This window comes from Microbacterium sp. JZ101, assembly GCF_053903175.1.
Window position 1 is genome coordinate 502,209 of record NZ_CP096400.1, and the last position, 17,896, is coordinate 520,104.

Annotated in this window: 19 protein-coding genes; 17 read left to right on the forward strand and 2 right to left on the reverse strand. The window is 72.9% G+C overall.

Annotated elements, in window-relative coordinates; translation table 11 throughout:
• Positions 1 to 7: 7 nt before the first annotated feature.
• From hpt to lysS, 11 genes are all read left to right on the forward strand, one after another.
• Positions 8 to 559, forward strand: coding sequence for a hypoxanthine phosphoribosyltransferase (gene hpt / locus M1D56_RS02225; RefSeq protein ID WP_456285259.1), 552 nt, complete (start codon positions 8 to 10; stop codon positions 557 to 559).
• A 99-nt stretch (positions 560 to 658) separates the two neighbouring features.
• On the forward strand, positions 659 to 2,662 hold the full coding sequence (ftsH, locus tag M1D56_RS02230) for an ATP-dependent zinc metalloprotease FtsH (RefSeq protein WP_271174650.1): 2,004 nt from the start codon (positions 659 to 661) through the stop codon (positions 2,660 to 2,662).
• 11 nt (positions 2,663 to 2,673) lie between these two features.
• Positions 2,674 to 3,285, forward strand: coding sequence for a GTP cyclohydrolase I (gene folE / locus M1D56_RS02235; protein ID WP_271174651.1), 612 nt, complete (start codon positions 2,674 to 2,676; stop codon positions 3,283 to 3,285).
• Positions 3,282 to 4,073: a dihydropteroate synthase gene (folP, locus tag M1D56_RS02240; RefSeq protein WP_456284550.1), complete on the forward strand. Its 792-nt coding sequence runs from the start codon at positions 3,282 to 3,284 to the stop codon at positions 4,071 to 4,073. The genes folE and folP overlap by 4 nt, the downstream gene beginning before the upstream one ends.
• A 4-nt stretch (positions 4,074 to 4,077) precedes the next feature.
• Positions 4,078 to 4,455 (forward strand): dihydroneopterin aldolase, encoded by a 378-nt coding sequence (gene folB / locus M1D56_RS02245; protein ID WP_271174653.1) that lies wholly within the window; start codon positions 4,078 to 4,080, stop codon positions 4,453 to 4,455.
• Positions 4,452 to 5,003 carry a 2-amino-4-hydroxy-6-hydroxymethyldihydropteridine diphosphokinase gene (gene folK, locus M1D56_RS02250; protein ID WP_456284551.1) on the forward strand — a complete coding sequence of 184 codons (552 nt, stop codon included), beginning with the start codon at positions 4,452 to 4,454 and terminating at the stop codon, positions 5,001 to 5,003. Before folB ends, folK begins: the two co-directional genes overlap by 4 nt.
• Complete coding sequence (locus M1D56_RS02255) at positions 5,000 to 5,485, forward strand: DUF3180 domain-containing protein (protein ID WP_271174655.1); 486 nt, start codon at positions 5,000 to 5,002, stop codon at positions 5,483 to 5,485. The genes folK and M1D56_RS02255 overlap by 4 nt, the downstream gene beginning before the upstream one ends.
• A gap of 160 nt (positions 5,486 to 5,645) precedes the next feature.
• Positions 5,646 to 6,146: a PH domain-containing protein gene (locus M1D56_RS02260; protein ID WP_271174691.1), complete on the forward strand. Its 501-nt coding sequence runs from the start codon at positions 5,646 to 5,648 to the stop codon at positions 6,144 to 6,146.
• The gene (locus M1D56_RS02265; protein ID WP_282980428.1) at positions 6,143 to 7,795 is read left to right on the forward strand and encodes a PH domain-containing protein; all 1,653 of its coding nucleotides are present in this window, start codon (positions 6,143 to 6,145) and stop codon (positions 7,793 to 7,795) included. Before M1D56_RS02260 ends, M1D56_RS02265 begins: the two co-directional genes overlap by 4 nt.
• A 5-nt stretch (positions 7,796 to 7,800) precedes the next feature.
• Complete coding sequence (locus tag M1D56_RS02270) at positions 7,801 to 8,505, forward strand: DUF2520 domain-containing protein (RefSeq protein WP_271174657.1); 705 nt, start codon at positions 7,801 to 7,803, stop codon at positions 8,503 to 8,505.
• Between the two features lie 69 nt (positions 8,506 to 8,574).
• Positions 8,575 to 10,092 (forward strand): lysine--tRNA ligase, encoded by a 1,518-nt coding sequence (gene lysS / locus M1D56_RS02275; protein WP_456284552.1) that lies wholly within the window; start codon positions 8,575 to 8,577, stop codon positions 10,090 to 10,092.
• A gap of 2 nt (positions 10,093 to 10,094) precedes the next feature.
• Here the strand turns inward: lysS and M1D56_RS02280 are convergent, their stop codons facing one another.
• Positions 10,095 to 11,222, reverse strand: a complete 1,128-nt coding sequence (locus tag M1D56_RS02280) for a DUF4192 family protein (protein WP_456284553.1) — start codon at positions 11,220 to 11,222, stop codon at positions 10,095 to 10,097.
• Positions 11,223 to 11,367: 145 nt separating this feature from the next.
• Between M1D56_RS02280 and M1D56_RS02285 the strand changes: the two genes are divergently transcribed.
• From M1D56_RS02285 to M1D56_RS02295, 3 genes are read left to right on the forward strand one after another with little or no spacing between them, the layout of a single operon-like run.
• Entirely contained in the window at positions 11,368 to 11,556 is a 189-nt protein-coding gene (locus M1D56_RS02285; RefSeq protein WP_271174660.1) for a hypothetical protein, read from the forward strand.
• 43 nt (positions 11,557 to 11,599) lie between these two features.
• Positions 11,600 to 12,577 (forward strand): TIGR03557 family F420-dependent LLM class oxidoreductase, encoded by a 978-nt coding sequence (locus M1D56_RS02290; RefSeq protein WP_456284554.1) that lies wholly within the window; start codon positions 11,600 to 11,602, stop codon positions 12,575 to 12,577.
• Positions 12,574 to 14,250 carry an alpha-amylase family protein gene (locus M1D56_RS02295; RefSeq protein WP_456284555.1) on the forward strand — a complete coding sequence of 559 codons (1,677 nt, stop codon included), beginning with the start codon at positions 12,574 to 12,576 and terminating at the stop codon, positions 14,248 to 14,250. Before M1D56_RS02290 ends, M1D56_RS02295 begins: the two co-directional genes overlap by 4 nt.
• 52 nt (positions 14,251 to 14,302) lie before the next feature.
• Here M1D56_RS02295 and M1D56_RS02300 read toward each other — a convergent pair whose 3' ends face one another.
• Positions 14,303 to 14,716, reverse strand: a complete 414-nt coding sequence (locus M1D56_RS02300) for a CBS domain-containing protein (protein ID WP_271174663.1) — start codon at positions 14,714 to 14,716, stop codon at positions 14,303 to 14,305.
• Positions 14,717 to 14,883: 167 nt separating this feature from the next.
• Here M1D56_RS02300 and M1D56_RS02305 point away from each other — a divergent pair, with 167 nt between their 5' ends.
• The 3 genes from M1D56_RS02305 to M1D56_RS02315 are packed head-to-tail and all read left to right on the forward strand — an operon-like array spanning position 14,884 to position 17,851.
• Positions 14,884 to 16,035 carry a type III polyketide synthase gene (locus M1D56_RS02305; RefSeq protein WP_282980436.1) on the forward strand — a complete coding sequence of 384 codons (1,152 nt, stop codon included), beginning with the start codon at positions 14,884 to 14,886 and terminating at the stop codon, positions 16,033 to 16,035.
• Positions 16,035 to 16,742, forward strand: coding sequence for a methyltransferase domain-containing protein (locus tag M1D56_RS02310; protein ID WP_456284556.1), 708 nt, complete (start codon positions 16,035 to 16,037; stop codon positions 16,740 to 16,742). The genes M1D56_RS02305 and M1D56_RS02310 overlap by 1 nt, the downstream gene beginning before the upstream one ends.
• Positions 16,739 to 17,851, forward strand: coding sequence for an FAD-dependent oxidoreductase (locus M1D56_RS02315; RefSeq protein WP_456284557.1), 1,113 nt, complete (start codon positions 16,739 to 16,741; stop codon positions 17,849 to 17,851). The genes M1D56_RS02310 and M1D56_RS02315 overlap by 4 nt, the downstream gene beginning before the upstream one ends.
• The last annotated feature ends 45 nt before the right edge of the window (positions 17,852 to 17,896 follow it).

Below are 17,896 nucleotides of genomic sequence, written 5' to 3' on the forward strand. Positions count from 1 at the left end.
GGCCTCCATGCGTGCTGCCGACATCTCCGGTGACCTCGACCGCGTTCTCGTGACCGAGGAGGAGATCCAGGCCAAGCTCCGCGAGCTCGCCGCCCAGGTCGAGAAGGACTACGAGGGCAAGAAGCTCCTCCTCGTCGGCGTGCTCAAGGGCGCCGTCATGGTGATGGCCGACTTCATGCGCTGCCTCACGCGCGAGGTCGTCATGGACTGGATGGCGGTGTCGAGCTACGGCACGAGCACGAAGTCGAGCGGCGTCGTGCAGATCCGGAAGGACCTCGACACCGACCTCGAGGGCTACCACGTGCTCATCGTCGAGGACATCATCGACTCCGGCCTCACCCTCAGCTGGCTGCTCAGCAACTTCGCCTCACGCGGCGCCGAGTCGATCGAGGTGCTCGCGCTCCTGCGCAAGCCCGACGCGGCCAAGGTCGAGATCGACTGCCGCTACCGCGGGTTCGACATCCCCAACGAGTTCGTCGTCGGCTACGGCCTCGACTACGCCGAGCACTACCGCAACCTGCGCGACGTCGCCGTGCTCGCGCCGCACGTCTACGCCTGACGTACGCCGTGGGCGAATCCCAGTCGGCGCATAGACGCGCCGGGGTAGCCTGAGACGACTACGCGCTCGTCGCGTCGACGGGAGGAAGTCACCCCAGGTATGGACGTCAAGAAGCTCACTCGCAACCCGCTGATCTACATCCTGCTGGTCGGCGTGCTGCTGATCGTCGGGTTCTCGCTCGTGTCCAACCTGGGCGCCCCGCGCCAGGTGTCCACGCAGGAGGGGCTCGAGCTGCTGGACGGCGACACCGTCAGCAAGGTGCTCATCACGGATGGCGACCAGCGCGTCGACATGACCCTCACGAAGGCCTACGAGGGCGCCACGGACGTGCAGTTCTACTACGTCTCGGCGCGTGCCGAGGAGGTCGTCGACGCGGTCGAGGCGGCGGCTCCCGCCGACGGCTACGACGACGCCGTGCCGCGCGCGACGATCTGGGACAGCCTGCTGTCGCTGGCCATCCCGATCCTCCTGCTCGGCCTGCTCTTCTGGTTCCTCATGTCGAGCGCCCAGGGCGGCGGTCGCGGCGTCATGCAGTTCGGCAAGTCGCGTGCGAAGCTCATGAGCAAGGAGCACCCCGACGTCACGTTCGGCGACGTCGCGGGCGCCGACGAGGCCATCGAGGAGCTCCAGGAGATCAAGGAGTTCCTCAAGGACCCGGCGCGCTTCCAGGCCGTGGGCGCGCGCATCCCGAAGGGCGTGCTGCTGTACGGCCCTCCCGGCACCGGCAAGACGCTGCTCGCGCGCGCGGTCGCGGGCGAGGCGGGCGTGCCGTTCTACTCGATCTCGGGCTCGGACTTCGTCGAGATGTTCGTCGGCGTCGGCGCGAGCCGCGTGCGCGACCTCTTCAACCAGGCCAAGGAGAACTCGCCGGCGATCATCTTCATCGACGAGATCGACGCCGTCGGCCGGCACCGCGGCGCCGGCATGGGCGGAGGCCACGACGAGCGCGAGCAGACGCTCAACCAGATGCTCGTCGAGATGGACGGCTTCGACCCCAAGGTCAACGTCATCGTCATCGCGGCGACGAACCGCCCCGACATCCTCGACCCGGCCCTGCTGCGCCCCGGCCGCTTCGACCGCCAGATCGGCGTGGACGCGCCCGACCTCAAGGGCCGCCTGCGGATCCTCCAGGTGCACAGCCGCGGCAAGCCGCTCGCCGACAACGTCGACCTCGAGGTCGTCGCGCGCAAGACGCCCGGCTTCACGGGCGCCGACCTCGCGAACGTGCTCAACGAGGCGGCCCTCCTCACGGCGCGCTCGAACGCCCAGCTCATCGACGACCGCGCGATGGACGAGGCGATCGACCGCGTCATCGCTGGCCCCCAGCGCCGCACGCGCGTCATGAAGGACAAGGAGAAGCTCATCACGGCGTACCACGAGGGCGGCCACGCTCTCGCCGCCGCGGCGATGAACCACTCCGACCCCGTCACGAAGATCACGATCCTGCCGCGCGGCAAGGCCCTCGGCTACACGATGGTGCTGCCCCTCGAGGACAAGTACTCCGTGACGCGCAACGAGCTCCAGGACCAGCTCGCGTACGCCATGGGCGGCCGCGTCGCCGAGGAGATCGTCTTCCACGACCCCACGACCGGCGCATCCAACGACATCGAGAAGGCGACGAGCATCGCCCGCAAGATGGTCACGGAGTACGGCATGACGACCGCCGTCGGCCCCGTCAAGCTCGGCAGCGGCAGCGGCGAGGTCTTCATGGGCCGCGACATGGGTCACGGCCGCGACTACTCGGAGCGCATCGCCGAGCACATCGACGAGGAGGTGCGCGCGCTCATCGAGCTCGCGCACAACGAGGCGTACGAGGTGCTCAACGCGAACCGCGACATCCTCGACAAGCTCGCCCTGGCCCTCCTCGAGCACGAGACGCTCGATCACGTCCAGATCGAGGAGATCTTCAAGGACATCAAGAAGCTGCCCGAGCGCCCCCAGTGGCTCTCGTCGAGCGATCGACCGGTGTCGGCGCTGCCGCCCATCGATGTCCCGCGCAAGCGCCAGCACGACGGGATCGCCGCGTCGACGACGGCCGAGAGCTCGCCGTCGCAGCCCGCGACCCGGCCGGCGTCCGGTCACGCGCGGCCCGCGACGGCCTGAGGACGCGACGCGTGACCGTCGATCGGGAGCGCGTCGCGGCGCTCACCCGCGAGCTGCTCGTCGCGATCGGGGAGGACCCCGATCGCGCGGGTCTGCGGCAGACCCCGCAGCGCGTCGCCGACGCGTACGCCGAGTTCTTCGCGGGCGTGGGCCAGGACGCCGCCGAGCCCCTCGCGCACACCATCAGCGTCAGCCGCGGCCCCGCGCCGGACACGCTCCCGTCTGGCGCGGTCCTGCTCCGGGGCGTGCGCTTCCGCTCGGTCTGCGAGCACCATCTGCTGCCGTTCATCGGGCACGCCCATATCGCGTACCTCCCCGGTGAGCAGGTGGTCGGCCTCGGCGCGCTGCCGAAGGTCGTCGACGTGCTCGCCGCGCGCCCGCAGGTGCAGGAGCGGCTCGGCGAGCAGATCGCCGACACGATCGCGGGCTCGCTCGACACCCGCGGCGTCGTCGTCGTGCTCGACGCCGTCCACCAGTGCGTGACGATGCGCGGCGGCCGTCAGAGCGACAGCTCGACGGTGACGGTCGCGGCCCGCGGAGAGCTCGCCGAGCCCGCGGCGCGGGGCGAGATCGTGTCGCTCATCGCGCTCGGGGGCGGCATCGCCCACGAGGATCTCGCATGACCTCCATCTGGGGCATCGTCAACGTCACGCCGGACTCGTTCTCGGATGGCGGCGCTCACTACGCGGCCGACGACGCGATCGCGCACGGCCGGCTTCTGCGCGAGGGCGGCGCGACCGTGCTCGACGTCGGCGGCGAGTCGACCCGTCCCGGCGCGGAGCCGGTGGGCGATGAGATCGAGATCGCGCGCATCCTGCCCGTCATCCGCACCCTCGCGGCCGACCGCGCCACCGTGAGCGTCGACACCTACCGCGCCGCGACCGCCGAGGCCGCGATCGACGCAGGGGCCGCGATCGTCAACGACGTCTCGGGCGGCCTGGCCGATCCGGCGATCCTCGATGTCGTCGCCGAGCGGGGTGTCGACATCGCCCTCGGCCACTGGCGCGGCCCGTCATCCGACATGTACGCGCAGGCGACCTACACGCACATCGGCCGCGAGGTCGCCGACGAGCTCTCGGCGCGCGCGGAGGCCGCGATCGCCGCGGGCGTCGCGCGCGAGCGGGTCATCCTCGACCCGGGCATCGGGTTCGCGAAGCGGGGCGAGCAGAACTGGGCGCTCCTGCGCGAGCTCGACGCGATCGTCGGCCTCGGGTACCGGGTGCTCGTCGGGACATCGCGCAAGGGGTTCCTCGCCTCGGCGCTTGGCGAGGAGACGACCCTCGAGCGGCGGGATCTCGCGACCGCGGTCACGAGCGTGCTCGCCGTGCAGGCCGGTGCGTGGGGCGTGCGCGTGCACGACGCGGCGGCGACCCGCGACGCGCTCGCGGTGGCACGGGAATGGAAGGGCTGAGGGCATGAACCCGTTCGACATGATCGAGCTCCGCGGGCTCACCGCATTCGGGCGCCACGGCGTCTACGAGGCCGAGCGCGCGGAGGGGCAGGACTTCACCGTCGACCTGCGGCTGCACGTCGACACCGCCCGTGCCGCCGAGACCGACGACATCGCCGACACCGTGCACTACGGCGAGCTCGCCGAGAAGGTCGTCGCGATCGTCGAGGGCGAGCCCGTCGATCTCATCGAGACGCTCGCGCACCGCATCGCCGACGCGGTGCTCGAGGACGAGCGCGTGCACGGCGTCCTCGTCACCGTGCACAAGCCGCACGCGCCCATCCGCGCGCGCTTCTCGGATGTCTCGGTCACGGTGCACCGCCTGCGTCAGGAGCGCGCATGACCGCCGGCCGCCGCCCTGACCCGCCGCTGCGTCCCCTCGCGGCGCCGCCCGCGCCCCGACGCCGAGAGCCCGTGACCGCCGTCGTCGCGCTCGGCGCGAACCTCGGCGACCGTGCGGCGACCCTCGACGCGGCCGTGCGCGAGGTCGAGCGGCTGCCGCTCACGGATCGGGTGGTCTGCTCCTCCGCCCACGAGTCCGTCGCGGTCACGCTGGACGGCCCCGACGCCGAGGCGCCGGCGTACCTCAACGCGGTGGCGCTCGTGACGACGCGCCTCGCGCCGAGCGTGCTCCTCGGCTTCCTGCACGCGATCGAGGAGCGGCACGGGCGTGTGCGCCGCGAGCGCTGGGGCGACCGGACCCTCGACCTCGACCTCGTGGCCTACGGCGACGTCGTCTCCGACGACCCCCGGCTCACCATCCCGCACCCGCGGGCAGCCGAGCGCGACTTCGTGCTCGGCCCGTGGCTCGAGGTCGACCCCGACGCCGAGCTCCCTGGTGCCGGACGCGTCGACGCCCTCCTCGCGCGACTCCGCGGAGCCGCGCCGTGAGGCGGACGAGCCTCCTCGCGCTCCTCGTCGCCGCCCTGCTGGGCGGAGGCGGCGGCTTCCTGCTCGACCACCTCCTCACCTCGTCGGGGCGCTCGACCTTCGCGCCCTCGCTCATGCTGCCCGTGCTCCTCGTGCTCCTGGGCGCCCTGTGCCTCGCGCTCGCGTGGCCCGTGCGCCGCTCGGTGCGCGACCCCGACGCACCGCGCATCGACCCGTTCCGCGCACTGCGGATCGCGATGCTCTCGAAGTCGGCGAGCATCGTGGGGGCCGCGGTCACGGGCGCGGCGCTCGGCCTCCTCCTGTACGGCGCGACGCGTCCTGTGGCCCCCGCGCTAGGGTCGTTGGGGACGACCATCGCGAGCGCGATCGCGGGCGCACTGCTCGTGGGCGCGGCGCTGCTCGCAGAGCATTTCTGCACGCTGCCGAAGGATCCAGATGAGCGACAGCCCGACGACACCCCAGCCGGACTCGAACCAGACTGACCCCCAGACCCCGGCCCCGCTCACGCGCGCCGAGGCGCGCGCGGCCGCAGCCGCGCCATCCGCACCCGCACCGGACGCAGCCGTGCCATCCGCACCCGCACGGGACGCAGCCGCCGGACCCGCACAGCCCGAGGTGCTCGACGCCGGCACCTTCACCGCGATCCGCGAGCCCCGCGGCGCCGGCCGACTCGCTCTCGACGGGGCGTGGCATCAGATCTCGCCCAAGTACGTCGTGTCTCAGCTCGTGCAGAACGCGATCTTCCTCGCGATCGTGTGGGCCGCGGCCTTCGTCGTGGCCGAGGTCGCGCGCCTGGGCATGTGGGCGTGGATCGTCGCGGGTGCGATCACGGTCGTCACGCTCCTGACCCTGATCGTGCTGCCGCGGCAGGCGCGCGCGCTCGGGTACATGCTGCGCGACGACGACATCGTGTTCCGCAAGGGCATCCTGTGGCAGCGGATGGTCGCGGTGCCCTACGGCCGCATGCAGCTCGTCGACATCACGCACGGGCCCATGGACCGGGCGTTCGGCATCGCCAAGCTCAAGATGGTGACCGCCGCCGCGACCACGGGCGTGGAGATCCCCGGCATCAGCCAGGCGGCGGCCGAGGCGCTGCGCGACACGCTCATCGAGGTCGCCGAGACCCGCAGGACCGGGCTGTGACCGGTCAGCCTCCCAGCGCGGCGGAGACGGCCGAGGCGCCCGTCCTGCCCGGCGGCGGTTCGTCGTCGCTCGCCGACGGCGCCTGGCACCGGCTCCACCCGCTCACGCCCCTGTTCAAGGGCGGGCTCGTGCTGCTCATCGTCGCGGGCATCGCGATCGGGAATGCGCGCGACCGGATCATCTTCTGGGTCGTCTCCCTCTTCACCCCCGAGGAGGCGCACGTCGAGGACTACGCGGGAGGGGACCCCTTCGACTGGGTGCTCGCGAACAACCTCATCCTCGTGGCGCTCCTCGCCCTTGTGGGCGTGCTCGCGGTGCTCGTCCTCGCGTTCTGGCTCGTCTGGCGGTTCCAGCAGTTCCGGATCACCGACGAGCACGTCGAGGTGCGCAAGGGCATCGTGTTCCGCTCGCACCGGCGGGCCCCGCTCGACCGCGTGCAGGGCGTGAACCTCACGCGCCCGTTCCCCGCGCGCCTCATCGGGATGGCCAAGCTCGAGGTCGTCGGCGCGGGCACCGACGCGAACGTCGCCCTCGAGTACCTCGCCACCCCGCGCGCGGAGGCCGTGCGCGCCGACATCCTCCGCCTCGCCTCGGGAGCGCGGGCCGCGCGGGAGGCCGCGCGCACCGGGCAGCCGGCGCCGCGCACCAGTGCGCGCGGACAGCTCGTCGGGCACCTCAACGACGGCGTGAGCGGCCTCATCGAGGGGGTCGACCTCTCCGACGTCGCGCCCGAGAGCGTCGTCAAGATCCCCACGGGCCGCCTCATCGGCTCGCAGGTGATCAGCGGCGTGCTGTGGCTGGTGTTCTTCGGCCTCCTGTTCGCCGTCGTCATGGCCTTCCTGCTCCCGATCGCCCTGGCCGACGGCGAGGGGCTCATCGTGCTCCTCGGCGCGGGCCTCGGCACCGGCATCCCGCTCGTCCTCACGGCGGTCGCGATCACGTGGGCGCAGATCTCGAAGTCGCTGCGCTACGCGATCGCCCCGACGCCCGACGGCGTCCGCATCACCTACGGCCTGCTCACCACGGTCACCGAGACGCTCCCTCCGGGCCGCATCTTCGCGGTCGAGGTCTCGCAGTCGCTCCTGTGGCGGCCGTTCGGATGGTGGACCATCAAGATCAACCGGATGTCCGGCAAGAGCGCCGCGCAGCAGCAGTCCGGCAGCGCGCAGCAGTTCAACGTCGTCCTGCCGGTCGGCAAGCGCGCCGACGTCGAGCGCGTGCTCGCGCTCATCCTCCCGGACGCCCCGGTCGAGGATCTCCCGCTCGTCTGGGAGCACGGCATCCTCGGCCCGATCGAGGGCGACCCGTACCGCACGATGCCCGCGCGCGCCTGGTGGCGCCGCCCGGTCTCGTGGCGACGCCACGGATACGCGATCACCGACTTCGGCCTCCTGCTGCGGCGCGGGCGCGTCTGGCGCAAGCTCGCGATCTTCCCCCTCGCGCGGCTCCAGGGCGTCTCGATCGCGCAGGGCCCCGTCGACCGCCTGCAGCGCGTCGCATGGGGGCAGGCGCACACGGTCGCCGGGCCCATCTCCGGCCAGGTCGTCGGCCTCGAGCGCGACGACGCCATCGCGCTCCTGCAGCGCGCGAGCCGCGGGGCGGTCGAGGCGGCGTCGCGCGATCACACGCATCGCTGGGGCGAGAGGTAGGGCGCGTGCGACGCGACGGACGTCTGGGGGTCGGCATCATCGGGGCCGGTCGGGTCGGCCCCGTGATCGGCGCCGCGCTCGCGGGCGCGGGGCACGCCATCACCGGCATCACCGGCGGATCCGACGACGATCGCGCGTCGGCCGTGCTGCCCGACGTGCCGGTGCTCGACCCGCTCGAGGTGGTGCGCCGGTCGGAGCTCGTGGTCCTGGCCGTTCCGCGCGCTGAGCTGCCCGGCCTCGTGCAGGGGCTCGCCGACATCGGCGCGTGGCAGATGGGGCAGCTCGTCCTGCACACGGACGCGTCGTTCGGCATCGAGGTGCTCCGCCCCGCGGCCGAGAAGGGCGCCATCCCGCTCGCCGTGCATCCCGCGATGGCGTTCACCGGGACGACGATCGACCTCCGTCAGCTCGCCGCCTCGTACGCCGCCGTCACGGCGCCGCCCGCCGTGCTGCCGATCGCGCAGGCGCTCGCGGTCGAGCTCGGCTGCGAGCCCGTCGTCGTCGCGGAGGACGACCGGCCCGCCTACGCCGAGGCGATCGAGACGGCGTCGGCGTTCTCGCGTCAGATCGTGCACCAGGCCACGGGCCTGCTCCGGGGGATCGGCGTCGAGAACCCGGGCGGCTACCTCTCCGCGCTCGTGCGCTCGACGGTCGACCAGGCGCTCACCGAGGCGACCCCGGCCATCCCCGATCTGCCGCCCGAGGACTGAGCCCGCCCGCAGGGAGCGCCGAGGCCTGCTGACTAGACTTGACGGCAGACTTTCCTGAGGAGCTTTTGCATGTCTGAGACGCCCGCCGAGAACGCCCCCGAGACCGAGGAGGACGTGTTCGAGCAGAAGGCGGTGCGCCTCGCCAAGCGCGAGCGCCTGATCGCCGAGCGCGCCTCCGCCGCGGGCGGCGCCTACCCGGTCACCGTGCCCGTCACGACGACGATCCCGGCGCTGCGCGCGGAGTACGGCGACCTCGAGCCGGGCGCCGAGACGGGCGTGACCGCGGGCGTGGCCGGCCGCGTCGTGTTCAGCCGCAACACGGGCAAGCTCTGCTTCGCGAGCCTGCAGTCGGGCGATGGATCGCGGATCCAGGCGATGGTCTCCCTCGCGAACGTCGGCGACGAGTCGCTCGCGCGCTGGAAGGAGCTCGTCGACCTCGGCGACCACGTGTTCGTGACGGGCGAGGTCATCTCGAGTCGCCGCGGAGAGCTCTCGATCATGGTGACGGACTGGCAGATCGCCGCCAAGGCCGTGCTGCCGCTGCCGAACATGTACACCGAGCTCAGCGAGGAGAGCCGCGTCCGCAGCCGGTTCCTCGACCTCATCGTGCGGGATCAGGCGCGCACGACCGTGCGGGCACGCGCCAACGTGAATGCGAGCCTGCGCGCCACCTTCGAGCAGCACGACTTCGTCGAGGTCGAGACGCCCATGCTGCAGGTGCAGCCGGGCGGCGCGACCGCGCGCCCGTTCATCACGCACTCGAACGCGTTCGACACCGAGCTGTACATGCGCATCGCGCCCGAGCTCTACCTCAAGCGCGCGGTCGTCGGCGGCATCGACCGGGTGTTCGAGATCAACCGCAACTTCCGGAACGAGGGCGCCGACTCGACCCACAGCCCCGAGTTCGCGATGCTCGAGGCGTACCAGGCGTACACCGACTACAACGGCATCGCCGACCTCACGCAGGAGCTCATCCAGAACGCCGCGATCGCGGTCGCCGGCGACACGAAGGTGACGTGGGCCGACGGCACCGAGTACGACCTCGGCGGGCAGTGGGACCGCGTGCCCATGTACCCCTCGCTCTCGGAGGCCGCGGGCGTGGAGATCACGCCCGAGACCTCGCTCGACGAGCTCGTGAAGCTCGCCGAGGCGAACGGCGTGGACGTGCCCCCGCACGCGACCCACGGCAAGCTCGTCGAGGAGCTCTGGGAGCACTTCGTCAAGCAGCACCTCACGCGCCCGACGTTCGTGATGGACTTCCCCGTCGACACCAGCCCCCTCGTCCGCGAGCACCGCACGACACCCGGCGTCGTCGAGAAGTGGGATCTCTACGTGCGCGGCTTCGAGCTCGCGACCGGCTACTCCGAGCTCGTCGACCCGGTCATCCAGCGAGAGCGCTTCGTCGAGCAGGCGAAGCTCGCCGACCGCGGCGACGACGAGGCCATGCGCATCGACGAGGAGTTCCTCCGCGCGCTCGAGCATGGCATGCCGCCGACCGGCGGCATGGGCATGGGGATCGACCGCCTGCTGATGGCGATCACGGGGCTCGGCATCCGCGAGACCATCCTCTTCCCGCTCGTCAAGTAGCGTCACGGGCGCTCGAACGCCCACGGCGGCAGGTAGCTCGCCTCGAGCATCGACGCGATGATGCTCGCGAGGCCGTGCTCGGGGTCGATCTCGGCCACGAGGGCGACGTAGCGGGCCGCGTGCGTCGCCCGGCCGAGCGCCCAGCTGAGCCAGGCCGCCGCGACGGGCGGGCCCACGCGCGCCTCGCGGGGTGCGGCCGCCGCGAGCCTGCGGACGAGTTCGAGCGCGCGCTCGAGCCGGTCGGCGTCGGGTCGCGGGCCCTCGCCCATGAGGCGGACGGGGCCGGTCGGCTCGGCCCGGTGCCCCGCCCGCCAGCGCTCGTTGAAGGCCAGCGTCTCGTACCCCTCCTCGATGTCGGCGCTCCACTGCGAGAGCGCGACGTCGCGGAAGAACGGACGGTTGAGCGCCCACGCGACCGCCCCGGCGAGGTACGGCTCGAGGGCCTCGACGTCCCATGCCAGGCTCTCCTCGAACACCTCGGGGATCTGCCCGAGGAGGCATGCCGTCGCGAGCGCGCGCGGATGGATGCCGGCGATGCCGCTCTCGTCGCCGTCGCTGCCGAGAGCCGCGCACGCGCGGTCGATCTCGGCGAGCGCGCGGCCCAGGCGCTCCTTCTCGGCGAGGTCGCATGCGGGCAGCTCGGCGCCGTCGCCCTGATCGGCCCGCACGGGTGTCGGCTCGACGCCCTCGGGCAGTGCGCCCTCGAACGCGATCTCGTCGAGAGGGCGCCCCTGCTCGGGCGAGGGGTCGTCGAGGTACGAGCCCCAGCCGTCGGCCGCGACGCACAGCGCGTCGACGACCTCGACGCCGCAGTGGTCGGCGCGCTCGCGGAGGTAGCCCATGAACCCCTCGAACGCGATCGCACCGTCTCGGTCGACGAACGGGTCGTCGGTGTACACGACCGCAGCGAAGCGCCCGGCGTCGGGCAGGCGGCACACGATGCCGAGCGCGGTCGCGGCGACCTCTCCCCACGCCTCCTCGTCCTGCGGGAGGTCGAGCCGTGCGACGCCGGCGGTGCGCCCGTCGACGATGGGGACCACGACGAGGCTGAGGCGCGGCACGTAGCCGCACACGTGGGGGAGGACCGAGAGGAACTTCTGCGCGGATCGCGCGGGGATGATCGTCGTCATGCTCCGAGGCTCGCGCGCCGGGTGGTCGCGGACCCCGATCAGCCGGGTGCTGTGGAGGCCAGGACGGAGCGCCGCGACGCTGTGCACGCGGCGTCGATCCGCTCACGCCCGGGTTTCTCTCGACCACGCCTCGTAGGATGGGCCCGTGGACAGTTTCTGGGTGGCGGCGCTGTGGTCGCTCGCGCCCACCGTGGCGATCGCGATCGTGTTCTGGCTCATCCTCCGGAACATCCTCCGATTCGACCGCACCGAGCGCCGCACGTACGCCGCGATCGAGGCCGAGGAGCGCGCCAAGCGCGGACTCCCGCCGCGCGCGGACGGCGAAGCGGGCTAACGCCCGGCCGCGAGGCCTGTCAAGGCACTCCCGCGCAGGCCGCGTGCACGCGACCCTGGAGGCCATGTTCATCGGCTACCACGCGTCGCACGAGCAGCTCGCGCCGCGCGAGCTGCTGTCGTCCGTCCAGCTCGCCGAGCGCGTCGGCTTCCACGGCGCCATGTGCTCCGACCATCTCGCGCCGTGGGGCGTCGCGCAGGGGCACTCGGGGTACGCGTGGTCGTGGCTCGGCGCCGCGCTCGCGCTCACGCGCTTCGGCTTCGGCGTCGTCACGGCGCCGGGTCAGCGCTACCACCCTGCCGTCGCCGCGCAGGCGATCGCGACCCTCGCCGAGATGTTCCCCGGGAGGTTCTGGGCCGCTCTCGGCAGCGGCGAGCTCGTGAACGAGCACGTCACGGGCGATCCGTGGCCCGAGAAGGGCGAGCGCGATCGGCGTCTCGACGAGAGCGCGTCGGTCATCCGCCGCCTCCTGCACGGGGAGCGCGTCGACCACGACGGCGCCGTCCGCGTGCACGACGCGCGCGTGTGGAGCCTGCCCACCGCGCCGCCCCTGCTCGTCGGGGCCGCGATCTCTCCCGGCACAGCCGAGCGGGTCGCCGCCTGGGCGGATGGCCTCATCACGACGGGCACGGACGCATCGGCGCTCGCGGACGCGATCGGCGCCTACCGCGCGGCCGGAGGGCGCGGCGAGGTGAGCCTCCAGGTGCACGTGAGCATCGCGCGGACCGCCGACGACGCGGCGGCGCTCGCGCGCGACCAGTGGCGTCATGGGGCCGTGACGCGCGTCTCGCCCTGGGATGTCGCGCAGCCCGAGGACTTCGACCGGCTCGCGGCGGAGTCCGACGCCGACCCCGCCGAGTCGGTCATCGCGGGGTCCGAGCCGCACGAGATCGCCGACAGGGTGCGCGCGCTGTGCGCCGGCGTCGACCGCGTCTACCTGCACCACATCGGGAAGGATCAGCGGCGGTTCGTGGAGGAGGACGCCCCCGCGCTCATCGCCGCGCTGGAGGAGGGCTCATGAGGCGGGAGAACATCGCGGACCTCTGGTGGCGGTCGTCGGTCATCTACTGCCTCGACGTCGAGACGTTCCTCGACGCGGATGGAGATGGCACGGGCGACCTGCAGGGGCTGGCCCGCGCGGTCGACTACATCGCCGACCTCGGGGCGGACGTCATCTGGCTCATGCCGTTCTACCCGACGCCGAACCGCGACGACGGCTACGACGTCACCGACTTCTACGGGGTCGACGCGCGCTACGGCACGCACGGCGACCTCCTCGAGGTCATCCGGCTCGCGCACGATCGCGGGATCCGCGTGATCGTCGATCTCGTCGTGAACCACACCTCCGACGAGCACCCGTGGTTCCAGTCCGCGCGCAGCTCCCGGAAGTCTCCCTACCGCGACTTCTACGTGTGGCGCGACGAGAAGCCCGAGAACGACGCCAACACGGTCTTCCCGGGCGAGGAGTCGAGCATGTGGGAGTGGGAGCCGCGCACGCGGCAGTACTTCCTGCACAGCTTCTACCGCCATCAGCCCGACCTGAACTTCGGGAACCCGCGCGTGCGCGACGAGATCGCGAAGGCGATCGCGTTCTGGCTGAGCCTCGGGATCGACGGCTTCCGCGTCGACGCCGTCCCGTTCCTCATCGACGTGCCGCACGAGGGCGTCGCCGATCCGCACGAGTACCTGCGCGACATCAAGCGCTTCCTGCGGCGGCGCTCGCCGCAGGCCGTCCTCCTCGGCGAGGTCGGTCTCGATCACGCGGGACAGGAGCCGTACTTCGGGGCCGGAGGCGACGAGCTCGATCTGCAGTTCGACTTCGAGACGAACGTCGCGATGTACCTCGCGCTCGTCCGCGAGGATCCCGAGCCGATCGTCCGCGCCATCCGGAGCCGCACGGCGCCCTCGTCCGACGTCGGCTGGGCGGTGTTCCTCCGCAACCACGACGAGCTCTCGCTCGAGCTGCTCGCCGAGGACGAGCGCGCCGAGGTGTTCGATGCGCTCGCGCCCGACGAGGATCAGCGGGTCTACGGACGCGGCATCGTGCGGCGGCTCCCGCCCATGCTCGGCGGCGATCCGCGGCGCGTGCGACTCGCGTACAGCCTGATGTTCTCGCTGCCCGGCGCGACCGCGCTGCTCTACGGCGAGGAGATCGGGATGGGCGAGAACTCCGCGCTCGAGAAGCGCCGGGCCGTGCGCACGCCCATGCAGTGGACCGCGCAGGGCGGCTTCTCGACGGCGGAGGCGGCCGAGCTCGTCGCGCCGTTCCCCGAGGGCGGCTACGCACCCGAGCACGTGAACGTCGCCGACCAGCGGCGCGACCCCACCTCGCTCCATCGCTTCATGCGGGCGATCATCGCGGCGTACCGGGCGACGCCCGCGATCTCGTGGGGCGCGTTCGAGGTGCTCGAGCACGACGCGCCGTCCGTCCTCGTCCACCGGATGCGCTCCGACGTGGGCGACGCGCTCTTCGCGCACAATCTCGGCGGAAGCCCGGCGACCGTGCGGATCCGCCTCGACGAGGCCGACGACGCGGTGCTCATCGACCTGCACGGCGAGAGCGCGCCGCTCGAGGTGAGCGACCCCCTCGAGCTCGCGCTCGACGGCTACGGGTACCGGTGGTTCCGGCTGCGCAGGGAGTCGGACATCGGCCCCGACGAGGCGGGGCCGACCGTTCGCGGGCACGCTCCCTGAGCGCAGGGGCGCCCCGCACCCGCGGGGAGGAGCGGGCCCGGGGCGGATGGCGTCAGAGCGAGATCTGCTCGACCGTCTCCCCGGTCTCGACGGGGGCCAGCGCGAGCGCGATGTCGGCCTGGCTGACGATGCCGACGAGGAGGTGGTCCTCGATGACGGGGAGCCTGCGCACCTGGTGGTCCTGCATGAGCGTGAGCGCGTCGCGGATGTCCTGATCCGCGTCGACCGTCACGGGCTTGCCCTCGGCGAGCTCTCCCGCGGTCGTCGTGGCGGGGTCCGCTCCCTTCGCGAGGCCCTTCACGACGATGTCCCGGTCGGTCAGCATGCCCTTGAGCTTGCCGTCGTCGCCGCAGATCGGCAGCGAGCCGACGTCGAGGTCGGCCAGCAGTCTCGCCGCCTCGGTGAGGGACTCGTGCTCGCCGACGCAGCGCGGCGACGGGGTCATGATGTCGCGTGCCGTGGTCATGATGTCTCCTCTCTCCTCTTTCCGTGTTCGCGGGCGACGATACGAGGTGCGAGGGCGTCGGGCAGGGCGGTTGACAGATCCGGATCGGGTGATCTCGCGACGAGCATCCCGCGCCGCCCGCGCGCAACCCCCTGTCGCGGGCCCGCGGCCGCGGATACTGTCGCGCCATGACCGTCACACTGACCGGCCTCGCGACCGTCGTGCCGCCGACCGTGCTCCATCAGGACGAGGTGAGGGAGGTGTTCGCGGCGCAGCCGGGGCTCACCCGCCTCTCGCAGCGGATCGTCAGCACGTCGTTCGGCGTCTCGGGCATCGAACGCCGCTACACCGTGCTCACCGAGCTCGGCGACCGCACCGCCGAGCCGGGTGCGGAGCGCCGCTTCTACGACCCCACGACGAACGAGCTCGCCTCTCCCGGCACGAAGCTGCGCAACGACATCTACGCGGTCGAGGCGAGCCGCCTCTACGTCGAGGCCGGCCGCGCCGCGCTCGCGCAGCAGGAGGACTTCTCGGCGGACGATGTCACCCACGTCATCACGGTGTCGTGCACGGGGTTCTACGCGCCCGGGCCCGACTTCGTCGTGGCGCGCGACCTGGGCCTCCCGGCCGACGTCCAGCGCTTCCATCTCGGCTTCATGGGCTGCTACGCGTCCCTCCCCGCGCTGCGGCTCGCGAGCCAGCTCGCGCAGGCCGACCCCGACGCCGTCGTCCTCGTGATCAGCGTCGAGCTGTGCACGCTGCACCTGCGGACCTCGAACGACCCCGACACGATCGTCGCGACGTCGCTCTTCGGCGACGGAGCCGGGGCGGCGCTCGTCACCTCCCGCCCCGTGTCTGCCCACGAGCCCGGCTTCGAGCTCGAGCGCTTCGCGTCGCGCGTCGCGCCCGAGGGCGAGAGCGACATGGCGTGGCGCATCGGCGACCACGGCTTCGAGATGGTCCTCTCCAACGCGGTCCCCGCGATCCTCGGGCAGCACGTGACGGGAGCCGTCCGTCCGCTCTTCGCGCCCGAGCCCCGTCTCGAGCGCGCTCTCGACGAGCGGCGCGCGGGCGAGGCCATCCCGCACTGGGCCATCCATCCCGGCGGCCGGAGCATCCTCGACAAGGTGGAGTCGGCGCTCGAGCTGAGCGAAGCGCAGCTGCTGCCCGCGCGCGCCACGCTGCGCGACTTCGGCAACATGTCGAGCGCCACCGTGCTCTTCGTGCTCCGGCACATCCTCGACTCGCCTGCCGCATCGGCCGGCGAGCGCGTCGTCGCGATGGCGTTCGGCCCCGGCCTCACGGTCGAGTCGGCGCTGCTCACCCTGCGGGGCTCGTGATGCCGGGGCGGCTCGCCGTGCGCGACGCCGTCGCGACCGAGCGGATGGACGACCCGCACTGCGACCCGGAGCGGCTCGCGCGGACCTACGCGCGCTTCGGCCTCGTCAACGCGGTCGTCGCGTCGCCGCGAGCGACGTACCGCCGCTGGATCGCGCCGCGCCTGCGGCAGGGAGACGTGCGCCTCCTCGACATCGGCACGGGCGGGGCCGACTTCCCTCGCGCGGTGTGCCGATGGGCGCGCCGCGAGCGCGGCCGGCTCGACGTGCTCGCGATCGACCCCGACCCGCGCGCGTTCGCGTTCGCGGCGCGTGGTCCTCGGGGGCGCGGGCTGCGGGTGCGGCAGATGGATGCGGCGGCCGTGATCGCGACCGGTGAGCGCTTCGACGTGGTCGTGTCCAACCACGTGCTCCACCACCTCTCCGACGCGGAGGTCACCGCCCTCCTCGAGGAGTCCGCGCAGCTGCTGCGACCGGGCGGCGTCGCCGTCCACCGCGACATCGAGCGCTCGTGGGGTGCGTACCTCGCGTTCTGGATCGGGACGCTGCCCTTCGTGCCGTTCGTCCTGCGGGGCACGTTCCTGCGCGAGGACGGTCTCACGTCGATCCGCCGCAGCCGGACGGCGCGCGAGCTCGCGCAGCTCGTCCCGACGGGCTGGCGAGTGGAGAGGGGATGGCCCGCGCGCGTCGAGGCGGTGCGCGAGGCATGACGCGCGTGCACGACGCCGCGATCGTCGGCGCGGGGCCGGTGGGCCTGCTCGTCGCCGCGCTGCTCGCGCAGGGCGGCGCCGACGTCGTCGTCCTCGAGCGGGCGCAGGCGCCATCCGTCAGCACGCGCGCGATCGGCATCCATCCGCCCGGGCTCGCGGCGCTCGACGCGGGGGGCGTCGGCGACCGCGTCCGCGGCGAGGCGGCGCTCGTGCGCGGCGGCGAGGCGCTCCGCGACGGCCGGATGCTCGGCGCGCTCGCGTTCGACGAGCCCGTTCGCACCCTCCCTCAGCACCGCACGGAGGCCCTCCTCGTGCAGCGCCTGCGCGCGCTCGACCCCGGCGCGCTCCGTCGCGGCGAGAGCGTGCGGGACCTGCGCTCCGTCGCGGGCGGCGTCGAGCTGCGGACGGATGACGGCATCGTGCGCGCCCGCGCCGTCGTCGGCGCGGACGGCACGCGCAGCGCGGTCCGCACGGCCGCGGGGATCGGGTGGGAGCGCCGCGATCCCGACACGCGGTGGGTCATGGCCGATGCCGACGACACGACGGGGCGGCCCGAGACGGCGCTCCTCCACCTCGAGCGCGACGGCGTCGTGGAGTCGTTCCCGCTCCCGGGCGGCCGACGCCGATGGGTCGTGCGCGTCGACGACAGCGCGGGACCGGAGACGGCGGCGGGCTTCGCGGCTCTCGTGCGCGAGCGCGTGGGCGTCGACCTCGAGGGGCTGGAGGAGCCGAGCCGATTCGCCGCGCGGCAGCGGATGGCGCGCGCGTTCGCGCGGGAACGGATCGCGCTCGTGGGCGATGCGGCGCACGAGATCAGCCCGATCGGCGGGCAGGGGATGAATCTCGGATGGCTCGACGCGCTCGCGTTCGCCGAGGCCTTCGCCGCGGCCCGCGCGCGGGGAGCCGAGGGGGAGGAGCCCTGGGCGGGCTGGGCGGAGGAGCGCAGGGCCGCCGCGCGCCGCGCGATGCGCCGAGCCCGCTTCAACATGGCGATGGGCGCGCCCCGCGCCGGCGCGGCGCTCGCGGTGCGCGACGTCGCCGTGCGCGCGCTCTCATCCGCGCCCTTCCGCGGAGCGCTCAGCGCGGCCTTCACGATGCGCGGACTCTGACGCGGCGGCGCGGTGTCAACCCCCTGCCGCGGGTGCGCCGCGCGC

Coding starts and splice junctions, on each gene's coding strand:
- hpt (WP_456285259.1), top strand. CDS start 8: ATGCGTGCTGCCGACATCTCCGGTGACCTCGACCGCGTTCTCGTGACC.
- ftsH (WP_271174650.1), top strand. CDS start 659: ATGGACGTCAAGAAGCTCACTCGCAACCCGCTGATCTACATCCTGCTG.
- folP (WP_456284550.1), top strand. CDS start 3,282: ATGACCTCCATCTGGGGCATCGTCAACGTCACGCCGGACTCGTTCTCG.
- folB (WP_271174653.1), top strand. CDS start 4,078: ATGAACCCGTTCGACATGATCGAGCTCCGCGGGCTCACCGCATTCGGG.
- folK (WP_456284551.1), top strand. CDS start 4,452: ATGACCGCCGGCCGCCGCCCTGACCCGCCGCTGCGTCCCCTCGCGGCG.
- lysS (WP_456284552.1), top strand. CDS start 8,575: ATGTCTGAGACGCCCGCCGAGAACGCCCCCGAGACCGAGGAGGACGTG.
- M1D56_RS02280 (WP_456284553.1), bottom strand. CDS start 11,222: ATGACGACGATCATCCCCGCGCGATCCGCGCAGAAGTTCCTCTCGGTC.
- M1D56_RS02295 (WP_456284555.1), top strand. CDS start 12,574: ATGAGGCGGGAGAACATCGCGGACCTCTGGTGGCGGTCGTCGGTCATC.
- M1D56_RS02300 (WP_271174663.1), bottom strand. CDS start 14,716: ATGACCACGGCACGCGACATCATGACCCCGTCGCCGCGCTGCGTCGGC.
- M1D56_RS02305 (WP_282980436.1), top strand. CDS start 14,884: ATGACCGTCACACTGACCGGCCTCGCGACCGTCGTGCCGCCGACCGTG.
- M1D56_RS02310 (WP_456284556.1), top strand. CDS start 16,035: ATGCCGGGGCGGCTCGCCGTGCGCGACGCCGTCGCGACCGAGCGGATG.
- M1D56_RS02315 (WP_456284557.1), top strand. CDS start 16,739: ATGACGCGCGTGCACGACGCCGCGATCGTCGGCGCGGGGCCGGTGGGC.